The following is a 19,691-nucleotide window of genomic DNA, read 5'->3' on the forward strand; positions in this document are numbered from 1 at the left end:
GAGTTCACGATGCCGGTGGCGAAGTAACAAGCCGGGGAAGTCAGCGCTGGCGAAGTAAAGGAACGAGCCCTTCGCTTGCGTAGCGGCGGAGGGCACAACCCTGAACGCATGCCGTGCATGGCGGCTCGTCAAGGAGACAAGGGTGAAACAGAACGCGCGCAGGCTCGAGGGCGAGTTCGACTACATCATCGTCGGCGCCGGCACGGCGGGTTGCGTGCTCGCGAATCGCCTGACCGAGGACCCGGACGTCACCGTCCTGCTGCTGGAAGCGGGCGGCAAGGACGACTATCACTGGATTCACGTGCCGGTCGGATATCTCTACTGCATCGGCAATCCACGCACCGACTGGCTCTACAAGACGCAGGCCGAGCCCGGCCTGAACGGGCGCGCGCTGTCGTATCCGCGCGGCCGTGTGCTGGGCGGCTGCTCGTCGATCAACGGCATGATCTACATGCGCGGCCAGCGTGAGGACTACGACGACTGGGCGCATGTCACCGGCGATCCGAACTGGTCGTGGGACTCGGTGCTGCCGGTGTTCCGGCGCAGCGAGGACTACCACGGCGGCTCGAATACATGGCATGGCGCGGGCGGCGAATGGCGTGTCGAGAAGCAGCGTCTGAAGTGGAAGATTCTCGAAACCTTCTCGCAAGCCGCACAGCAAACCGGCATCCCCGCAACCGACGATTTCAATCGCGGCGACAACACCGGCGTAGGCTATTTCGACGTCAACCAGAAGAGCGGCATCCGCTGGAACGCGTCGAAGGCTTTTCTTCGCGCGGCGATGAAGCGCCCCAATCTCACGACGATTACCGGCGCGCACACGCAGCGCCTCGTGTTCGAAGGCAAGCGCTGCGTGGGTGTCGAGTATCGCGGCGCGGAAGTCGACTACGTCGCGAAGGCGCGCTGCGAAGTCATTCTCAGCGCGGGTGCGGTCAATTCGCCGCAACTGCTCGAACTCTCCGGGGTCGGCAACGGCGCGCGCCTGCAAAGGCTCGGCATCGACGTGGTGCGGGACTTGCGCGGCGTCGGCGAAAACCTGCAGGACCATCTGCAATTGCGCATGGCCTACAAGGTCAATGGCGTTCGCACGCTCAACACGCTGTCCGCGCACTGGTGGGGCAAGCTTTTCATCGGGCTGCAGTACGCGCTGATGCGAAGTGGTCCGATGTCGATGGCGCCGTCTCAGCTGGGCGCGTTCGCGAAGTCGAATCCGCACGACAAGTCGATTACGCGGCCGGATGTCGAGTATCACGTGCAGCCGCTTTCTCTCGATCGCTTCGGCGAGCCGCTGCATACGTTCAATGCGTTCACTGCGTCGGTATGCAACCTGCGGCCGAGTTCGCGCGGCAGCGTGCATATTGCGTCGCCCGATGCGCACGCGGCGCCGCTCATCGCACCGAACTATCTTTCCGCGGACCGGGACCGCGAAGTCGCCGCGAACGCGCTGCGGCTGACGCGGCGGATCGTCGCGGCCCCCGCGCTCGCACGATATGCACCGGAAGAGATTCTGCCGGGCATCGCATTCCAGACCGACGAGCAGCTTGCCGAGGCCGCGGGCAACATCGGCACGACCATTTTCCATCCGGTCGGAACATGCCGCATGGGCACGGATAACGATCCGGCCGCGGTCGTGGACAGCCGCCTGCGCGTGATCGGCCTGCGCGGGCTGCGCGTGGTCGATGCTTCGGTCATGCCGCTCATTACGTCGGGCAACACCAATTCGCCGACGCTGATGATTGCGGAACGTGCGAGCGACATGATTCGCGAGGACCGGCGCAGCGTGGAAACACAGGAAGTGATCGCTACCGCGCTCGCATGACGTCCTGATGACCGATGCGGTGGGCCCTGCTGGCCAGGCGGCGCTTATGCGCCTCGCCCGGCTTTTGCATGGGCGTGCACGTGTGTCGCTGTGTGCTGCGATGGGATTGAGGCAGCAACCTTCATGCCCTGAACGCGTGCATCGCAGAAGGATTGACCGGCGCCGCCCCCGCTCGTGCTCACTAAGTGCAAATCCCGATGATTGCGCTGCATCATTGGCGCGACAATGGCGTCGGGTCGAGTGATGCTCGGATTATCACGCGTACGGTTTAGTGCAGCGCGCAAGAGCGTCGCGAATGACGGAAGAACAGACCAGCAAGTCCGGATATGACGCATGTTCGGGCACGCGCGAACAAATGAAAACAACGCGCGGGCGAGCATATTGCTTAGCGCCTCACTTCGCATGGAAGGGGACATGATTCTCGGCGACACGATTCTGGAAACGCGCGGCCTCACGAAGGAATTCAAGGGCTTCACTGCCGTGAACGGCGTGAACCTGCGCGTTCGCCGCGGCGCCATTCACGCACTGATCGGGCCGAACGGCGCGGGCAAGACCACGTGCTTCAACCTGCTTACCAAATTTCTCGAACCCACGGCGGGACAGATCGTCTTCAACGGCACCGACATCACGCGCGAACGTCCCGCGCACATCGCACGGCGCGGCGTGATCCGCTCGTTTCAGATTTCCGCTGTCTTTCCGCATCTGACGGTGTTGCAGAACGTGCGTATCGGCTTACAGCGCCAGCTCGGCACGTCGTTTCATTTCTGGCGCAGCGAACGTTCGCTCGACGCGCTCAACGACCGCGCGATGGACCTGCTGACGCAAGTGGGCCTCACCGATTTCGCCGATACGAAGACGGTCGAGTTGTCATACGGACGCAAGCGCGCGCTCGAAATCGCCACGACGCTTTCGATGGAACCCGAGCTCATGCTGCTCGACGAACCGACCCAGGGCATGGGCCACGAGGACGTGGACCGCGTGACCGCGCTGATCAAGAAAGTGTCGGCGGGACGCACGATCCTGATGGTCGAACACAACATGAACGTGATCGCGGGCATCTCCGACACCATCACCGTGCTTCAGCGCGGCGAGGTGCTGGCCGAAGGCAGCTATGCGGAAGTCTCGAAGAATCCGCTCGTGATGGAAGCCTACATGGGCAGCGCCGACGCGGCGCTCACCGGAGCGCACGCATGAGCACGATCGTCGAGGAACGCCGCCCGCTCGACGCGCGCGGCGCATCGAGCAACGAGCCCGCGCTCGAAATCAGCGGGCTGCAGGCATGGTACGGGGAATCGCACATCCTGCATGGCGTCGATCTCAAGGTGAACCGCGGCGAAGTCGTTACGCTGCTCGGACGCAACGGCGCGGGCCGCACGACCACGCTGCGCGCGATCATGGGGCTGACGGGGCGCCGCACCGGTTCGATCCGCGTGGGCGGGCGCGAGACCGTCGGCATGGCGACGCACAAGATCGCGCATTGCGGCATCGGTTACTGCCCGGAAGAGCGAGGCATCTTTTCGAGCCTCTCCTGCGAGGAGAACCTCATGCTGCCGCCGCTCGTCGGCAGCGCGAAGGACGGAATGTCGATCGACGAGATCTATTCGATGTTCCCGAACCTCGCGGAACGCCGCAACAGCCAGGGCACGCGGCTTTCGGGCGGCGAACAGCAGATGCTCGCGGTCGCGCGCATCCTGCGCACCGGCGCGAACCTGCTGCTGCTCGACGAGATTTCCGAAGGGCTTGCGCCGGTGATCGTCCAGACGCTCGCGCGCATGATCCTGATGCTGAAGTCACGCGGTTACACGATCGTCATGGTCGAACAGAATTTTCGCTTCGCGGCGCCGCTCGCCGATCGCTTCTATGTGATGGAGCACGGGATGATCGTCGAGCATTTCAACGCAGGGGAACTCGAAGCGAAAATGCCGGTGCTGCACGAACTGCTCGGGGTGTGATCTTTCAAGGTTCGTCGCGGCGCGGCATGCGCCAGGGACATGCACGCACAGTGCGCACAAGCAACAACCATAACCCATGGAGACTGGAATGAAGAAGAAGACTCTCGCGCGCCTTTCTTACCTTTGCTTTGCGGCTGCGGCGGCGAGCGTTGGTCTCACCTCCGGAAGCGCAAGCGCTGCCGAGAATGCGGTGAAGATCGGTTTCGTCACCGACCTGTCGGGTCTCTACGCCGACATCGACGGCCCCGGCGGCCTCGAAGCGATCCGCATGGCGATCGCGGACTTCGGCGGCAAGGTCAACGGCAAGCCAATCGAACTCGTCTACGCGGATCACCAGAACAAGGCGGACATCGCCGCGTCGCGTGCGCGTGAATGGATCGACCGTGACGGCGTGGACATGATCGTCGGCGGCACGAACTCGGCAACGGCGCTGTCCACCGCGCAGGTCGCGGCGGAGAAGAAGAAGGTCTACATCAACATCGGCGCGGGCGCGGACAACCTGACGAACGAGCAGTGCACGCCGTACACCGTCCACTACGCCTACGACACGATGGCGCTCGCGAAGGGCACGGGTTCCGCCGTGACGAAGCAGGGCGGCAAGACCTGGTACTTCCTCACCGCCGACTACGCGTTCGGCAAGGCGCTGGAAAAGAATACGGCAGACGTGGTGAAGGCGAACGGCGGCCAGGTGCTCGGCCAGGTACGGCATCCGCTCTCGGCGTCGGACTTCTCGTCGTTCCTCTTGCAGGCGCAGGGCTCGAAGGCGCAGGTGCTCGGTCTTGCCAACGCGGGCGGCGACACGATCAACTCGATCAAGGCGGCGAAGGAGTTCGGCGTCACGAAGTCGATGAAGATCGCGGCGCTCCTCATCTTCATCAACGACATCCACAGCCTGGGTCTGGAAACGACTCAGGGGCTCGTCGCCACCGACAGCTGGTACTGGAACAAGGACGACGCCACGCGCAAGTGGGCGCAGCGCTACTTCGGCAAGATGAAGAAGATGCCGTCGAGCCTGCAGGCCGCCGACTACTCGGCTGTCACGACGTACCTGAAGGCGGTGCAGGCCGTCGGCTCGACGGACACCGACAAGGTGATGGCGCAGCTGCGCAAGATGAAGATCGACGACTTCTATGCGAAGGGCTACATCCGTCAGGATGGCAGCATGATTCACGACATGTACCTGATGGAAGTGAAGAAGCCGTCCGAGTCGAAGGAGCCGTGGGACTACTACAAGATCGTCGCGACGATTCCGGGCGATCAGGCGTTCGGCACGAAGGCCGAGTCGCGCTGCGCGCTGTGGAAGTAAGCGTTAGGTAGTGCAAGAGCACGTGGGGGCGGCACGCGGCTGGCGACAGCGGCTTGCCGCCGTCGCTGCGCCAAAACCACACTGACGGCAGATTCAATGGAAATTTTCGGCATTCCGCTCGCCGCGATGATGAGCCAGTTGCTGCTCGGACTGGTCAACGGCTCGTTCTACGCGATCCTGAGCCTTGGGCTCGCGGTGATCTTCGGCTTGCTCAACGTGATCAACTTCGCGCACGGCGCGTTGTTCATGCTGGGCGCGATGCTCGCATGGATGGGCTTTTCGTATTTCAACGTACCGTACTGGGCGATGCTCGTGCTCGCGCCGCTGATCGTGGGCGTGTTCGGCGTCGTGATCGAACGCTCGATGCTGCGCTGGCTCTACAAGCTCGATCACCTCTACGGGCTGCTGCTCACGTTCGGCCTCACGCTCGTGATCGAGGGCGTGTTCCGCTCGGTCTACGGTTCTTCCGGCCAGCCCTACGACGTACCCGCGATGCTTTCCGGCGCGACCGATCTCGGCTTCATGTTCCTGCCGAACTATCGCGCGTGGGTGGTGGTGGCATCGCTCATCGTCTGCTTCGTGACGTGGTTCGTGATCGAGAAGACGCGGCTCGGTGCTTACCTGCGCGCGGGCACGGAGAACCCGAAGCTCGTCGAGGCGTTCGGCATCAACGTGCCGCTGATGGTCACGCTCACTTACGGCTTCGGCGTCGCGCTCGCGGCGTTCGCCGGCGTGCTGGCCGCGCCTGTGATCCAGGTGTCGCCGCTGATGGGACAGTCGATGATCATCACCGTGTTCGCGGTCGTCGTGATCGGCGGCATGGGTTCGATCATGGGCTCGATCCTCACCGGCCTGATGCTCGGGGTGATCGAAGGCCTGACCCGCGTGTTCTATCCGGAAGCCTCCGCGACGGTTGTCTTCGTCATCATGGCGCTCGTCTTGCTGGTGCGCCCGGCAGGACTCTTCGGCAAGGAAAAATGATGCAGAGAAAAGCGCTTTATGCGTTGTTGCTGATCGGCCTGATTCTGGCGCCGTTCGCGGGCGTGTATCCGGTGTTCATGATGAAGGTGCTGTGCTTCGCGCTCTTCGCGGCGGCGTTCAACCTGCTGATCGGATATACGGGCCTGCTCTCCTTCGGTCACGCGATGTTTCTTGCGAGCGCGGGCTACACGACGGGCTACGTGATCCAGACGCTCGGCTTCACGCCGGAAGTCGGCGTGCTGGCGGGCACGGCGGCGGCGACGGTGCTGGGCCTGGTCGTCGGGCTGTTCGCGATCCGGCGCCAGGGCATCTACTTCGCGATGATCACGCTCGCGCTCGCGCAGATGGTCTACTTCGTGTTCCTCCAGGCGCCCTTCACGCACGGCGAGGACGGCCTGCAAGGCGTGCCGCGCGGCAAGCTTTTCGGCCTGATCGACCTGGGGCCGGACCTCACGCTGTATTACGTCGTGCTCGTCGTGATGCTGCTCGCGTTCGCGTTGATCGTGCGGATCGTGCACTCGCCGTTCGGGCAGGTGCTGATCGCGATCAAGGAGAACGAACCGCGCGCGATCTCGCTCGGATACGATACGGCGCGCTTCAAGCTGCTCGCGTTCATTTTGTCGGCGGGGCTGGCGGGGCTGGCGGGATCGATGAAGGTGGTCGTGCTCGGTTTCGAGACGCTCGGCGACGCCTACTGGACCATGTCGGGCCTCGTCGTGCTGATGACGCTCGTCGGCGGCATGAGCACGATGTTCGGGCCGCTCCTCGGTGCCGCGATCATCATCGCGCTCGAGAACCGGCTCGGCGATATCGGTACCGCAATCGCGTCGATCACGGGCGTCGACTGGTTCAATTCGCTCGGCGAATCAGTGACGATCGTGACCGGCGTGATCTTCATTGCGTGCGTGCTCGCGTTCCGCCGCGGCATTGTGGGTGAGATCATCGCGCGGGTGCGCCCGTTGCAGGGATGAGTCGATTTGTTTGGCGATCCGAATGAACGGCATTGAACGGCGGGCGTTTTATTTAGTATCGCGCCGATAAAATCCCGCCCCTTTAAGGTGCTTTCATGCACCACTAGGGTAAATGCTAGGTTGTCGTGATGCGCTGCGCAATTTAAGATCCGTCCTAGTTCTGCTGCACCGAATTTTGAGGTGGAGAACGAGGAGACAACGAGGCACAAAGTGCCCGACCGAAAAGCGCTGTTGGATGATTCCAACAGCGCTTTTTTTATTTGCCCATCAGCTTTTGCCATTCAATACGTCGACGAATTTTCATGTCGATTCATTCGTGTTTTCCCTTATTATTTCCACGCGATTTTAGCGGTCATTCAGGCCCTTCATTTTCACGGCTGCAAACCCTTCAAAATGCTTGCTCCGTGAGGCTCACGCCGCTACACTCGCCATTCACCGACCGGTTGGTCGGTGATTAAAATCCCGAATCCCTTCAGTAATCAGACGAATAATCACGGGGCAAAAACGAATGAAGTTGGCATTGCGCTGGATCGCGGCGGCTCTCGTCGCTATGGGCACGTCGGCATGGTTTAGTACGCAGGCTTTGGCGGATGTGAAAGTGGGAGTGACTGTTTCGGCGACCGGTCCCGCCGCGTCGCTCGGCATTCCGGAGAAGAACACCATTGCGTTGTTGCCCAAGGAAATCGCGGGCCAGAAAGTGCAGTACATCGTGCTCGACGACGCGACCGATTCCACGCAGGCCGTGAAGAACACGCGCAAGCTCACGAGCGAGGATCACGTCGATGCGCTGATCGGTTCGACCGTCGTGCCGAATTCGCTGGCAATGATCGACATTGCGGCCGAGACGTCCACGCCGATGATCTCGATGGCCGCCGCGGCCTCGATCGTCGAACCGATGGATGCGAAGCGCGCGTGGGTGTTCAAGACGCCGCAGAACGACATCCTGATGGCGACCGCGATCGCGCAGCACATGTCGAACCACGGCGTGAAGTCGGTGGCGTTCATCGGCTTCAGCGATGCGTACGGCGAGAGCTGGTTCAAGGAATTCAGCAAGGCCGCCGATATCGCGAAGATCAAGATCGTGGCGAACGAGCGCTTCGCGCGCAACGACGCTTCGGTGACGGGCCAGGTGCTCAAGATGATGTCGCAGAACGCCGACGCGGTGTTGATCGCGGGCGCGGGCACACCTGCCGCGCTGCCGCAGAAGACACTGAAGGAGCGGGGCTACAAGGGCAAGATCTATCAGACGCACGGTGTCGCGAACAACGACTTCCTGCGCGTGTGCGGCAAGGATTGCGAAGGCACGTTCCTGCCGGCGGGGCCGCTCCTGGTCGCGGACCAGCTGCCGGACTCGAATCCGGTCAAGAAGGCCGCGCTCACGTACAAGAAGGCGTATGAAGGCACGTACGGCGCGGGTTCGGTGTCGACGTTCGGCGGCCATGCCTGGGACGCGGGCCTCATCCTGCAGCGCGCGATTCCGGTCGCGCTCAAGAAGGGCGAGCCCGGCACGCCGGCGTTTCGCGAGGCGCTGCGCGCGGCGATCGAAAGCACGAAGGATCTTCCCGCGTCGCACGGCATCTTCAACATGAGCGTGAACGATCACTCCGGTCTCGACCAGCGCGCCCGTGTGATGGTCGAGATTGTCGGGGGCAAGTGGAAGCTCGTCAGCAACTGAAGCCGGGAAGCATATGAACTGATTCCGGGAAAAGGCGCGTTGCTTCAGACGCGCTTTTTTTTGCGTGAAGAGCTCGCACGAAGCCGTTACGAGATGCGGGCAGCAGGTGAGGGAAGAGGCCGCCGGCCGGCGCGCGCCGGTCAGGGAAAACGAGGCTAGGCACGTGTTGGCGCGCTACATAGATTGTGGCGGCAGTAAGGGCAGGACACATCGATAACTACTCGCAGCAGCGCACCGTCGGGGTGCGCGATAGCAAGTCGCGTTTGGAGACAGTCAATGAAAAACACAAAGCAATGGATCAAAGCCGGCGTCGCGCTGGCCTTCGCGGGTACCGCGATGTGCGGCGCGGCCACCGCGTTCGCGCAGGTGAAGATCGGCGTCACGCTGTCGGCGACCGGGCCGGCCGCATCGCTTGGCATTCCCGAGAAAAACACGATCGCGCTGCTGCCGAAGGAAATCGGCGGAAAGTCGGTCGAGTACATCGTGCTCGACGACGGCTCCGATACGAGCCGTGCCGTGCAGAACACGCGCAAGCTGATCGACGAGGATCACGTCGACGCGATCATCGGCTCGACGGTCACGCCGAACTCGCTCGCGATGATCGACGCCGCGTCGTCGGGCAAGACGCCGATGATCTCGATGGCGGCATCGGCGGCGATCATCTCGCCGATGGACGCCAAGAAGGCGTGGGTTTTCAAGACGCCGCAGAACGACGCGCTGATGGCCGATGCGATCGCGAGCTACATGGAAAAGCATGGCGTGAAGACGGTCGGCTTCATCGGCTTCGCGGATGCCTACGGCGATGGCTGGTACAACGTGTTCAGCGCGGCCGCGGCTGCGCACAAGCTGAAGATCGTCACGAACGAACGCTATAACCGCACCGACACCTCGGTGACCGGCCAGGTGCTGAAGACGATGGGCGCAAACCCGGATGCCGTGCTGATCGCGGGCGCGGGCACGCCGTCGGCGCTGCCGGCGAAGGTGCTGAAGGAGCGCGGATACAAGGGCAAGGTCTATCAGACGCACGGCGTCGCGAATAACGACTTCCTGCGCGTGTGCGGCAAGGACTGCGAAGGCGAACTGCTGCCCGCGGGCCCCGTGCTCGTGACGGATCAGCTGCCGGACGGCAATCCGGTGAAGAAGTCGTCGGCGGCGTACAAGAACGCCTATGAGAAGGCGTACGGCGCAGGCTCGCTCTCGACGTTCGGCGGCCACGCCTGGGATGCCGGCCAGATGCTCCAGCGCGCGATTCCCGAGGCGCTCAAGAAGGGGCAGCCGGGTACGGAAGCATTCCGCGAGGCGCTGCGCTCCGCGCTGGAAAACCTGAAGGATCTGCCGGTCTCGCACGGCATCATGAACACCACGCCGGCGGATCACAATGGTTTCGACCAGCGCGCGCGCGTGATGGTGCAGATCGTCGATGGCAAGTGGAAGCTGTTGAACGACTAAGTCGTTTTTTCGCGCGCTGTTCATCTGGCGCGTCGGCGATTTCTGTTTTTCCGGGTTTTGAAGGGTAGGGCGGTGCGTCGGGGGATCGGCGCGCCGCTTTCACCATGTTCGCGGGCTGACCCGGCGGCCCTCCTGAATCAAGAAGCCCTAAAGAGGAAGTATGGACCTATCGATTGCGGCGATTCTCGCGCAGGACGGGATCACCACGGGCGCGATCTACGCGTTGCTCGCGCTCGCGCTGGTGCTCGTGTTCTCCGTGACACGCGTCATTTTCATTCCGCAGGGCGAGTTCGTCGCGTATGGCGCGCTCACGCTCGCTGCGCTCCAGACGCAGAAGTTTCCCGCCACCTGCTACCTGCTGCTGGCGATGGGTCTGGGCTGTTTCGTCGCCGAACTTGCCAGCATCGTCAGGCATCCGTCGCGATATCGCCAGATCGCGCGCACGCTTGTCGCGCACGCGGGCAAATATCTGCTGTTCCCGATCGCCGTCTATGCGCTGACGCAAGGCGTATTCATGCAGACGCTGCCGATGATCGTGCAGATCGCGCTGACGCTCCTGATCGTCGTGCCGATGGGGCCGTTCGTGTACCGGCTTGCGTATGAGCCGATCGCCGAGGCGAGCACGCTGCTGCTGCTGATCGTGGCGGTGGCAGTGCATTTTGCGATGGTCGGCCTCGGACTCGTGATGTTCGGCGCGGAAGGCTCGCGCACGAATGCCTTCTCCGACGCGACGTTCTCGTTCGGCAACGTATCGGTTTCGGGCCAGAGCCTCTGGGTGGTCGGAACCGCCGCCGTGCTGATCGTGGCGCTGTATTTCTACTTCGACCGCTCGATTTCCGGCAAGGCGCTGCGGGCCACTTCAGTCAACCGGCTGGGCGCGCGTCTGGTCGGCATCGGCACGACGCAGGCGGGACGCCTTGCGTTCACGCTGGCGGCGGGCCTGGGCGCCCTGTGCGGCGTGCTGATCGCACCCATCACGACGATCTACTACGACTCGGGCTTCCTGATTGGACTGAAGGGTTTCGTGGGCGCGATCGTCGGCGGCCTGGTGAGCTATCCGCTCGCGGCGGCGGGGTCGCTGCTGGTCGGGCTGCTCGAATCGTATTCGTCGTTCTGGGCGAGTGCGTACAAAGAGGTCATCGTCTTCACGCTGATCATTCCGGTGTTGTTGTGGCGGAGTCTCGCGAGCCCGCATTCGGATGAAGACGAGGAGTGATGCGATGAAAATCCTGATTCAAAACAAGTTCTTCTGGGTGTTCCTGCTCGTCGTGTTCGCGCTTCCCGTGCTTCCGCCGCCGATCCGCATTCCCGAGTACTGGGTCACGCTGCTCAACTACATCGGCTTGTATTCGATCGTGGCGATCGGGCTGGTGCTGCTGACGGGTATCGGCGGGATGACGAGCTTCGGGCAGGCGGCATTCGTCGGCGTGGGTGCCTACACCACGGCCTACCTCACCACGCGATTCGGCGTTTCGCCGTGGCTTGCGTTGATCGTCGGCGTCGCGCTCACCGCGCTGATCGCGCTGCTGCTCGGCATGATCACGATGCGCCTTTCCGGCCACTTTCTGCCGCTCGGAACGATCGCGTGGGGGCTGTCGCTGTTCTTCCTGTTCGGCAATCTCGAACTGCTGGGCAAGTACGACGGCATCAACGGCATCCCGGTGCTGAACGTGTTCGGTTGGCAGCTGGAGTCGGGTCGCAGCATCTACTACCTGATCTGGGTCGTGGTGCTGCTGGCGGTGGTTTCTGTTCAGAATCTGCTTAATAGCAGGCCCGGCCGGGCGATTCGCGCGCTGCGCGGTGGCGGCACGATGGCCGAGGCGATGGGCGTCAATACGGCCTGGATGCGCGTCGTGATTTTCGTCTATGCCGCGGTGCTGGCGGCGATTTCCGGATTTCTCTACGCGCATTTGCAGCGCGCGGTGAACCCGACTCCTTTTGGCCTGAACCACGGCATCGAATTCCTGTTCATGGCGGTAGTCGGCGGGATCTCGCACGTCTGGGGTGCGGTGCTGGGCGCGACGATTCTCACCGTGCTGCAGGACTACCTTCAGACTCTGCTGCCGAAGCTGCTCGGCGAGAACGGCAACTTCGAAATCATCGTGTTCGGCGTGTTGATGGTGCTCTTGCTGCAATACGCGAGGCAGGGGGTCTGGCCGTTCGTGTCGCGGATTTTCCCGCAAGGGCCGCGCGCCCGCGTGCCGGATCACGCGGAAGCGTTGCCGCAGCGCAGCAAACCGGCGCCGGGGGAGCGACTGCTGATCGTCGACAAGGCGCGCAAGCAGTTCGGCGGTCTTGTCGCGGTAAACGACGTCAGTTTCGAGGTGAAGGCGGGCGAGATCATCGGTTTGATCGGGCCGAACGGCGCCGGTAAATCGACGACGTTCAACCTCGTCACGGGCGTTCTCCAGGCGACGAGCGGGTCGATCACTTTCCACGGTGAACGCATCGATACGCTGACGTCGCGTGAGATCGTCAAACGCGGGATCGGCCGCACGTTCCAGCACGTCAAGCTGCTTCCCGGCATGACGGTGCTGGAAAACGTGGCAATCGGCGCGCACCTGCGCGGGCACACCGGCGTGTGGCGCAGTATCGCGAAGCTGAACGCCGCCGAAGAAGCACGGCTGATGGCAGAAGCTGCGCGCCAGATCGCTCGCGTCGGGCTGGAGAAGCATCTCTACGATGAAGCCGGCAGCCTGGCGCTCGGACAGCAACGGATTCTCGAAATCGCGCGGGCGCTTTGCTGCGATCCGACACTGCTGCTCCTTGACGAGCCGGCCGCAGGCCTTCGATATCAGGAGAAGCAGCAGCTCGCGGAGTTGCTGCGGAAGCTAAAGGCTGAAGGGATGAGCGTTCTGCTGGTCGAGCACGACATGGACTTCGTGATGAATTTGACTGATCGGCTCGTCGTCATGGAATTCGGCACCCGGATCGCAGAAGGGCTGCCCGAAGAGGTGCAGAAGGATCCGGCGGTTCTGGAGGCGTATCTAGGTGGGGTGGAATGATATGAGTCAATCACTTAATACTGTCGAGCCGATCCTTCAGGTAAGCGCCTTGTCGGTGCGCTACGGGAAGGTCGAGGCGCTGCACGATGGGAAGCTGACCGTCGGGGCTGGGCAGATCGTGTCGGTTATCGGTCCGAATGGCGCGGGCAAGTCGACGCTGCTGAACGCGATCATGGGCGCGCTTCCTTCTACGGGGCATGCGAAGGGCGTCGTGCAATACCTCGGCGACGATATCTCATCGCTCGCAATCGAGCGGCGTGTTTCACGTGGAATGTGCCTGGTGCCTGAAAAGCGGGAGCTTTTCGCCAGCATGACCGTGGAGGACAACCTCGTGCTTGGTGCGTATCGCCGCAAGCGCGCAGGCGAGCGAAATTTTCTCGATCAACTCGACCATGTGTTTGAACTCTTTCCACGATTGAAGGAGCGTCGCAAGCAGGCCGCGGGCACATTGTCCGGGGGTGAGCGGCAAATGCTGGCGGTCGGACGCGCGTTGATGGGCAAGCCGCAGTTGCTGATGCTGGATGAACCGAGCCTTGGACTGGCGCCACTGATCGTGAAGGAGATCTTCCACATCATTAGCGCGTTGCGCCAGACGGGCGTAGCGACACTGCTTATCGAGCAGAACGCGCGGGCTGCGCTCCAGATTTCGGACTATGGATACGTCCTCGAAACTGGCGAGTTTGCGCTGGAAGGTGCAGCCGACGAATTGGCGCACGATCCAAAAGTCATCGAGACGTATCTCGGCCTGGCGAAGAAAGTCGCCTAGTCGAGACGGGTTTCTGTAGTCGATAAATGGCGTGTTTCACGTGAAACACGCCATTTTTTTGTCCTCCGCCATTCGGACGAAGTTCGGCTCAAAAGCGAAGGCTATATAATTCTGCAATTCTCCTTCAAGGTTCGCGCTGTCCTGCGCGAAATCTCCAATGCTTTATCCGACTGAATTTGATGTGATCGTCGTTGGCGGCGGGCACGCTGGCACGGAAGCCGCGCTTGCTTCGGCTCGCATGGGCTGTAAGACCCTGCTGCTGACGCACAATATTGAGACGCTTGGCCAGATGAGCTGCAATCCGTCGATCGGAGGCATCGGCAAGGGCCATCTCGTCAAGGAAGTGGATGCCTTGGGCGGCGCCATGGCTGCGGCAACGGACGAAGGCGGGATTCAGTTCCGCATCCTGAATTCATCGAAGGGGCCCGCGGTACGAGCGACGCGCGCACAGGCCGATCGTCTGCTGTACAAGCAGGCAATCCGCCACCGGCTGGAAAATCAGCCGAATCTTTGGCTGTTCCAGCAGGCCGTGGACGATTTGATCGTCGAAGGTGATCGCGTGGCGGGCGCCGTGACGCAAGTCGGAGTCCAATTTCGGGCGCGGACCGTCGTACTGACGGCAGGCACGTTCCTCGATGGCAAGATTCACGTCGGGCTGAACAACTATACGGGCGGCCGCGCTGGCGATCCGGCTGCCGTTTCACTCTCCGCACGCCTCAAGGAGTTGAAGCTGCCGCAAGGGCGTCTGAAGACCGGCACGCCGCCGCGAATCGATGGTCGTACGATCGATTATTCCAGGCTCCAAGAACAACCAGGCGATCTTGACCCGATCCCGGTGTTTTCCTTTCTCGGGCGCGTGGAGCAGCATCCGCGCCAGGTGCCATGCTGGGTGACGCATACCAACGTCCGCACTCACGACATCATTCGCTCCGGGCTGGACCGGTCGCCGATGTACACCGGCGTTATCGAGGGGGTGGGGCCGAGGTATTGCCCGTCGATTGAAGACAAAATCCACCGATTTGCTTCGAAGGACGCGCATCAGATCTTTCTGGAACCCGAAGGCCTCACGACAAACGAGTTTTATCCGAACGGAATTTCGACCAGTTTGCCCTTCGATGTGCAATTGGAGCTCGTTCGTTCGATGGTCGGTCTTGAGCACGCGCACATTCTTCGGCCTGGGTACGCGATCGAGTACGATTATTTCGACCCCAGAGCGTTGAAGGCGTCGCTGGAGACGAAAGCGATCAATGGGCTGTTCTTCGCCGGCCAGATCAATGGAACGACCGGCTACGAGGAAGCCGCGGCACAAGGCCTGCTTGCGGGTATCAACGCCGGGTTGCAGGCGCAAGGGAAGGAGCCGTGGACGCCACGTCGTGATGAGGCCTATCTGGGCGTGCTGGTCGATGATCTGGTGACTCGGGGCGTATCGGAACCGTACCGAATGTTCACCAGTCGCGCCGAGTATCGGCTGTCGCTGCGCGAGGACAACGCGGATATGCGACTTACGGAAATCGGCCGAAAGCTTGGCGTGGTCGACGATATTCGCTGGGATTCCTTCAGTCGGAAGCGCGACGCTGTTTCACGTGAAACAGAGCGCCTTCGGACGACGTGGGTGAATCCAAAAACGTTGCCTGCCGCTGAAGCGATTGCTTTGCTTGGAAAGCCCATCGATCACGAATACAGTCTGGCGGAGTTGCTGCGCCGGCCGGGCATATCGTACGAAGAAATTTGCGCATTGCGCGAAGGCAGTTGCGGCCCCGAGACGGCGCTCGCTGACGACCCCGTCCTGCTTGCGCAAATCAAGGAGCAAATCGAGATCGGCGTGAAATACCAGGGCTACATCGATCGCCAAGCGGGAGAAATCGAACGGAACGGGTCGCAGGAAAACACGCGACTGCCGGAAGGCATCGACTACGCGGAAGTCAGGGGCCTTTCATTCGAGGCGAGGCAAAAGCTGACACAGCACCGCCCCGAAACCATCGGACAGGCATCGCGAATTTCGGGCATTACGCCGGCGGCAATTTCCTTGCTGATGGTCCATCTGAAGCGCGGCCTGGGCCGTCGCGGCAACGCAGTCTCGAATAACAACGGCAGCGAGTCCGGCGGCGCCAGCAAGCCGGCCGTTCAGTGACGGGCCGTTCGGCCGGCTTGGCCGGCACCAACGACCAGGAGTCGCTCGGCACGCTGCTGGAAAAGGGCGCGGCCGAGCTCGATGTTGCGCTATCGGACGCGCAGCGCGGCAAGCTGCTCGACTATCTTTCCTTGCTCGCGAAATGGAACGCCGTCTATAACCTGACGGCAATCCGCGATCCGCGCCAGATGCTGATCCAGCACATCCTCGATTCCCTCGCGATCGTTCCGGCACTCGCGAAGCGGGGGCCGTCGGCCGCATTGGATGTCGGCTCTGGCGGCGGGCTTCCCGGCATCGTCATGGCGATTGCGCTGCCCGAATGGCAAGTCACGCTGAACGACATCGTCCACAAGAAAACCGCTTTTCAGTCGCAAGCCAAGGTCCAATTGGGTCTGAGCAATCTCTCCGTGGTCACGGGGCGAGTCGAAAATCTGAGGCCGGGAATCGAGGTGCCAGGGAAATTCGAAGTAATCGTGTCGCGCGCGTTCGCAGAGCTCTCCGATTTCGTTACACTTGCGCGTCATCTGGTCGCCGATAACGGCCGCATCTGGGCGATGAAGGGCATCCGCCCCGACGCCGAAATCTCGCGTCTGCCTGCGGGCGCGTCGGTGCTCGGCGTAGAGCGGCTTCACGTGCCGATGCTGGACGCCGAACGACATCTGATCGAAATTGCAGTCACTACGGAATGACCGCCGCAAAAGTTATCAAAACACTTAACGCACGCCTGAAATACCGCTGAGCTTCTGACAGCGAAGAAACGAGGACACTAAACGATGGCAAAAATCTTCTGCGTCGCAAATCAGAAGGGCGGCGTTGGAAAGACTACGACAGCGGTCAACCTCGCGGCGAGCCTTGCGGCGCTCGGGCAGCGGGTTCTGCTGATCGACCTGGACCCTCAAGGCAATGCCACCATGGGCAGCGGCATCGACAAGGCCGCCTGCGAGAACACCGTCTATGAAGTGCTCGTCGACGGCGTCACGCTCCGCGACGCGCGCACGCGTCCCGAAGCCGTCGCCTATGACGTGCTGCCGGCCAATCGTGAACTGGCGGGCGCCGAGGTGGAACTCGTGTCTGTCGACAACCGCGAGCACGTGCTGCGCACGGCACTTGCAGAAGTAGTCGATGACTATGATTTCGTCCTGATCGATTGTCCCCCTGCATTGTCTCTTTTGACGCTGAACGGTCTTTGCGCGGCGCATGGCGTCGTGATTCCAATGCAGTGCGAGTATTTCGCACTGGAGGGGCTGTCCGATCTCGTCAACACCATCAAGCAGGTGCACGCGAACCTGAACCGCGACCTGAAGGTGATCGGCTTGCTGCGGGTCATGTTCGATCCCCGAATCACGCTGCAGCAGCAGGTTTCGGATCAATTGAAGGAACATTTCGGCGGCAAAGTGTTCGACGTGGTAATCCCGCGCAATGTGCGGCTCGCCGAAGCACCGAGTTACGGTTTGCCGGGCGTCGTGTTCGACAAGTCGTCGCGCGGCGCGCAAGCGTATATCCAGTTCGGTACGGAAATGATGGAGCGCGTGCGCGCGCTGTGATGCGAACCCCAATCGACGCGGCCCGCACGGCTGACGGAGGAAAAACATGAGCGCTGTAATGAAGAAGAAGGGCTTGGGCCGCGGACTCGAGGCATTGCTCGGCGGCAGCGCCGACATCACCGAGGCAGTGCGCAGCGAAGGCACGCCGACCGTGCTTCCTCTCGGCAAGATGCAGGCGGGCAAGTACCAGCCGCGCACGCGCATGGACGAGGGCGGCCTGCAGGAGCTCGCCGCGAGCATTCGCGCGCAGGGCCTGATGCAGCCGATCCTCGTGCGACCCGTCGGTCCCGACCAGTACGAAATCATTGCTGGCGAGCGGCGCTTCCGCGCGGCTCGCATCGCCGGGCTGGAAGAGGTGCCGGTTCTGGTGAAGGACGTGCCGGATCAGGCCGCCGCGGCGATGGCGCTCATCGAGAACATCCAGCGCGAAGACCTGAATCCGCTCGAAGAAGCGCAGGGCATCCAGCGTCTGCTCGACGAATTCAATTTCACCCACGAGCAGGCGGCCGAATCGGTTGGCCGGTCGCGTAGCGCTGTTTCGAATCTGCTGCGCTTGCTGAATCTGGCGACGCCCGTGCAGACCATGCTGCTCGCAGGCGATCTCGACATGGGGCATGCGCGCGCGCTGCTCGCCGTCGACGCCGCGACGCAAATCCAGCTGGCCAACCAGGTCGTGAACAAGCGGATGTCGGTCCGCGAGACGGAAAGGCTCGTCTCCTCGACGACCAAGGAAGCGCCCGCGATCAAGGCCCGCGCCGCAAACGACGGCGGACGCGATACCCGCCGGCTTGAAGAAGAGCTTTCCGATTTGCTGTCGGCGAACGTGAAGATCAAAGTCGGTGGACGAGGGCGCGGCAAGCTCACCATCGATTTCGGCGATCTCGACGCGCTCGAAGGCATCCTTGCCCGTTTGCGCGGCAACGTCGACGTGACGGCGGCCTGACACGTTTTGTCGACATCAAATGTCAAGCGCGCTCCGGCGAGCGCGCTCGCTCGAGTATGGGCGTTCGTCGGCAAGGAGCCGGTGCTCGCGGTTCTGGTCGTCGCGTTGATCGCGCTGCAGACTCTGCATCCGCGCCCGTGGGCATCGTTGCCTCGACTGATCGACTGGCAGACGGTCTTCACGCTCGCCGGTCTCCTGATGTTGACCAAGGCAATCGAGTTATCAGGATTCCTGATGTGGCTCGCGCATCGGGTCGTGCATCGCATCCACAGCGAGCGAGCACTGGCGCTTCTGCTCATCGGTCTTGCCGCGTGCCTGTCGACGGTGCTGACCAACGACGTCGCGCTGTTCGCGGTCGTGCCGCTTGTCCTGTCATTGCACAAGCTCGCGCCGCTGCCGATCAAGCGTCTCGTCATTTTTATCGCGCTGGCGGTCAACGCGGGGTCCATTCTGACGCCGCTCGGGAATCCTCAGAATCTGTTCCTGTGGCAAACCAGCGGTGTCGCGTTCGGCGCTTTCGTCTGGGCGTTGGCGCCTCTTTGCGCGGCTTTGATGGCGATGCTCTACGCGCTGACCGCGGTGATGTTTCGCGCGCAGCCGCTCGATCTTTCCGGCGACGTCGAAGAACATCGCGTGGACCGGACGCTGTGCCTGATCGCGACGCTGGCGTTCGCCGTATTCGTGGGACTCGCCGATGCGCATCATGCCGGACCGGGGCTTGCTGTAGTCGCGATCGGATTCCTGTTGTGGCGCCGCGAAGTCGTACTGAAAATCGACTGGCTGCTGCTGCTCATTTTCGTATTGATGTTCATCGTGCTGCGCAGCGTCGCCTCACTGTCGTGGGTGCACGATGCGATCGCTCAGATCGGTATCGACACGCCGCTGCGTGCGTTCGGCGCGGGCGCCGTGCTGTCGCAAGGCATCAGCAACGTTCCGGCGGCCATCATGCTCGCGGAGTTTTCGAAGGATTGGCGCGCGCTCGCATTCGGCGTGAGCGTGGGGGGCTTCGGCATCGCGATCGGGTCGCTGGCCAATCTGATTGCGGTGCGTTTGTCGGGCGAAAAGGGCATGTGGCTTTCATTCCACATCGTGTCACTTCCATTTTGGATAGCGGCGGCGCTGGTCGGCGCCTGGCTTCTGTAAGCGCGA

The 19,691-nt window shown here is 62.2% G+C and carries 17 protein-coding genes; all 17 read left to right on the forward strand.

Going from position 1 to position 19,691, the window contains the following annotated elements; all coding sequences use genetic code 11:
• Positions 1-142: 142 nt before the first annotated feature.
• The 17 genes from BG61_RS25290 (at position 143) to BG61_RS25365 (ending at position 19,685) form a co-directional block, all read left to right on the forward strand.
• Positions 143-1,819: a GMC family oxidoreductase gene (locus BG61_RS25290; protein WP_035937287.1), complete on the forward strand. Its 1,677-nt coding sequence runs from the start codon at positions 143-145 to the stop codon at positions 1,817-1,819.
• Between the two features lie 414 nt (positions 1,820-2,233).
• The gene (locus BG61_RS25295; protein WP_035937298.1) at positions 2,234-3,013 is read left to right on the forward strand and encodes an ABC transporter ATP-binding protein; all 780 of its coding nucleotides are present in this window, start codon (positions 2,234-2,236) and stop codon (positions 3,011-3,013) included.
• Complete coding sequence (locus tag BG61_RS25300; protein WP_035937284.1) at positions 3,010-3,771, forward strand: ABC transporter ATP-binding protein; 762 nt, start codon at positions 3,010-3,012, stop codon at positions 3,769-3,771. The genes BG61_RS25295 and BG61_RS25300 overlap by 4 nt, the downstream gene beginning before the upstream one ends.
• Positions 3,772-3,859: 88 nt before the next feature.
• Positions 3,860-5,077, forward strand: a complete 1,218-nt coding sequence (locus BG61_RS25305; RefSeq protein WP_035937281.1) for an ABC transporter substrate-binding protein — start codon at positions 3,860-3,862, stop codon at positions 5,075-5,077.
• A 96-nt stretch (positions 5,078-5,173) separates the two neighbouring features.
• On the forward strand, positions 5,174-6,058 hold the full coding sequence (locus BG61_RS25310) for a branched-chain amino acid ABC transporter permease (protein WP_035937278.1): 885 nt from the start codon (positions 5,174-5,176) through the stop codon (positions 6,056-6,058).
• Positions 6,058-7,029 (forward strand): branched-chain amino acid ABC transporter permease, encoded by a 972-nt coding sequence (locus BG61_RS25315; protein WP_035937296.1) that lies wholly within the window; start codon positions 6,058-6,060, stop codon positions 7,027-7,029. The genes BG61_RS25310 and BG61_RS25315 overlap by 1 nt, the downstream gene beginning before the upstream one ends.
• Before the next feature lie 210 nt (positions 7,030-7,239).
• Positions 7,240-7,437 (forward strand): hypothetical protein, encoded by a 198-nt coding sequence (locus BG61_RS42140; RefSeq protein ID WP_129572253.1) that lies wholly within the window; start codon positions 7,240-7,242, stop codon positions 7,435-7,437.
• Between the two features lie 100 nt (positions 7,438-7,537).
• Positions 7,538-8,704 (forward strand): ABC transporter substrate-binding protein, encoded by a 1,167-nt coding sequence (locus BG61_RS25320; RefSeq protein ID WP_035937276.1) that lies wholly within the window; start codon positions 7,538-7,540, stop codon positions 8,702-8,704.
• Positions 8,705-8,980: 276 nt separating this feature from the next.
• On the forward strand, positions 8,981-10,153 hold the full coding sequence (locus BG61_RS25325; protein ID WP_035937273.1) for an ABC transporter substrate-binding protein: 1,173 nt from the start codon (positions 8,981-8,983) through the stop codon (positions 10,151-10,153).
• A 160-nt stretch (positions 10,154-10,313) separates the two neighbouring features.
• Positions 10,314-11,369: a branched-chain amino acid ABC transporter permease gene (locus BG61_RS25330; RefSeq protein WP_035937271.1), complete on the forward strand. Its 1,056-nt coding sequence runs from the start codon at positions 10,314-10,316 to the stop codon at positions 11,367-11,369.
• A gap of 4 nt (positions 11,370-11,373) precedes the next feature.
• Entirely contained in the window at positions 11,374-13,158 is a 1,785-nt protein-coding gene (locus BG61_RS25335; RefSeq protein WP_051672782.1) for a branched-chain amino acid ABC transporter ATP-binding protein/permease, read from the forward strand.
• A 1-nt stretch (position 13,159) separates the two neighbouring features.
• Positions 13,160-13,924, forward strand: a complete 765-nt coding sequence (locus BG61_RS25340) for an ABC transporter ATP-binding protein (protein ID WP_035937266.1) — start codon at positions 13,160-13,162, stop codon at positions 13,922-13,924.
• Positions 13,925-14,081: 157 nt separating this feature from the next.
• Positions 14,082-16,055 carry a tRNA uridine-5-carboxymethylaminomethyl(34) synthesis enzyme MnmG gene (gene mnmG / locus BG61_RS25345; RefSeq protein ID WP_035937264.1) on the forward strand — a complete coding sequence of 658 codons (1,974 nt, stop codon included), beginning with the start codon at positions 14,082-14,084 and terminating at the stop codon, positions 16,053-16,055.
• Positions 16,056-16,072: 17 nt separating this feature from the next.
• Entirely contained in the window at positions 16,073-16,744 is a 672-nt protein-coding gene (gene rsmG, locus BG61_RS25350; RefSeq protein WP_035937293.1) for a 16S rRNA (guanine(527)-N(7))-methyltransferase RsmG, read from the forward strand.
• An 84-nt stretch (positions 16,745-16,828) separates the two neighbouring features.
• Entirely contained in the window at positions 16,829-17,599 is a 771-nt protein-coding gene (locus tag BG61_RS25355; protein WP_035937260.1) for a ParA family protein, read from the forward strand.
• Between the two features lie 46 nt (positions 17,600-17,645).
• A complete protein-coding gene (locus BG61_RS25360) occupies positions 17,646-18,542 on the forward strand; it encodes a ParB/RepB/Spo0J family partition protein (RefSeq protein ID WP_035937259.1) in 897 nt (298 codons plus the stop codon).
• A gap of 6 nt (positions 18,543-18,548) precedes the next feature.
• The gene (locus BG61_RS25365) at positions 18,549-19,685 is read left to right on the forward strand and encodes an SLC13 family permease (RefSeq protein WP_035937257.1); all 1,137 of its coding nucleotides are present in this window, start codon (positions 18,549-18,551) and stop codon (positions 19,683-19,685) included.
• Positions 19,686-19,691 lie beyond the last annotated feature (6 nt).

Source organism: Caballeronia glathei (assembly GCF_000698595.1).
Taxonomy (GTDB): Bacteria; Pseudomonadota; Gammaproteobacteria; order Burkholderiales; family Burkholderiaceae; genus Caballeronia; species Caballeronia glathei.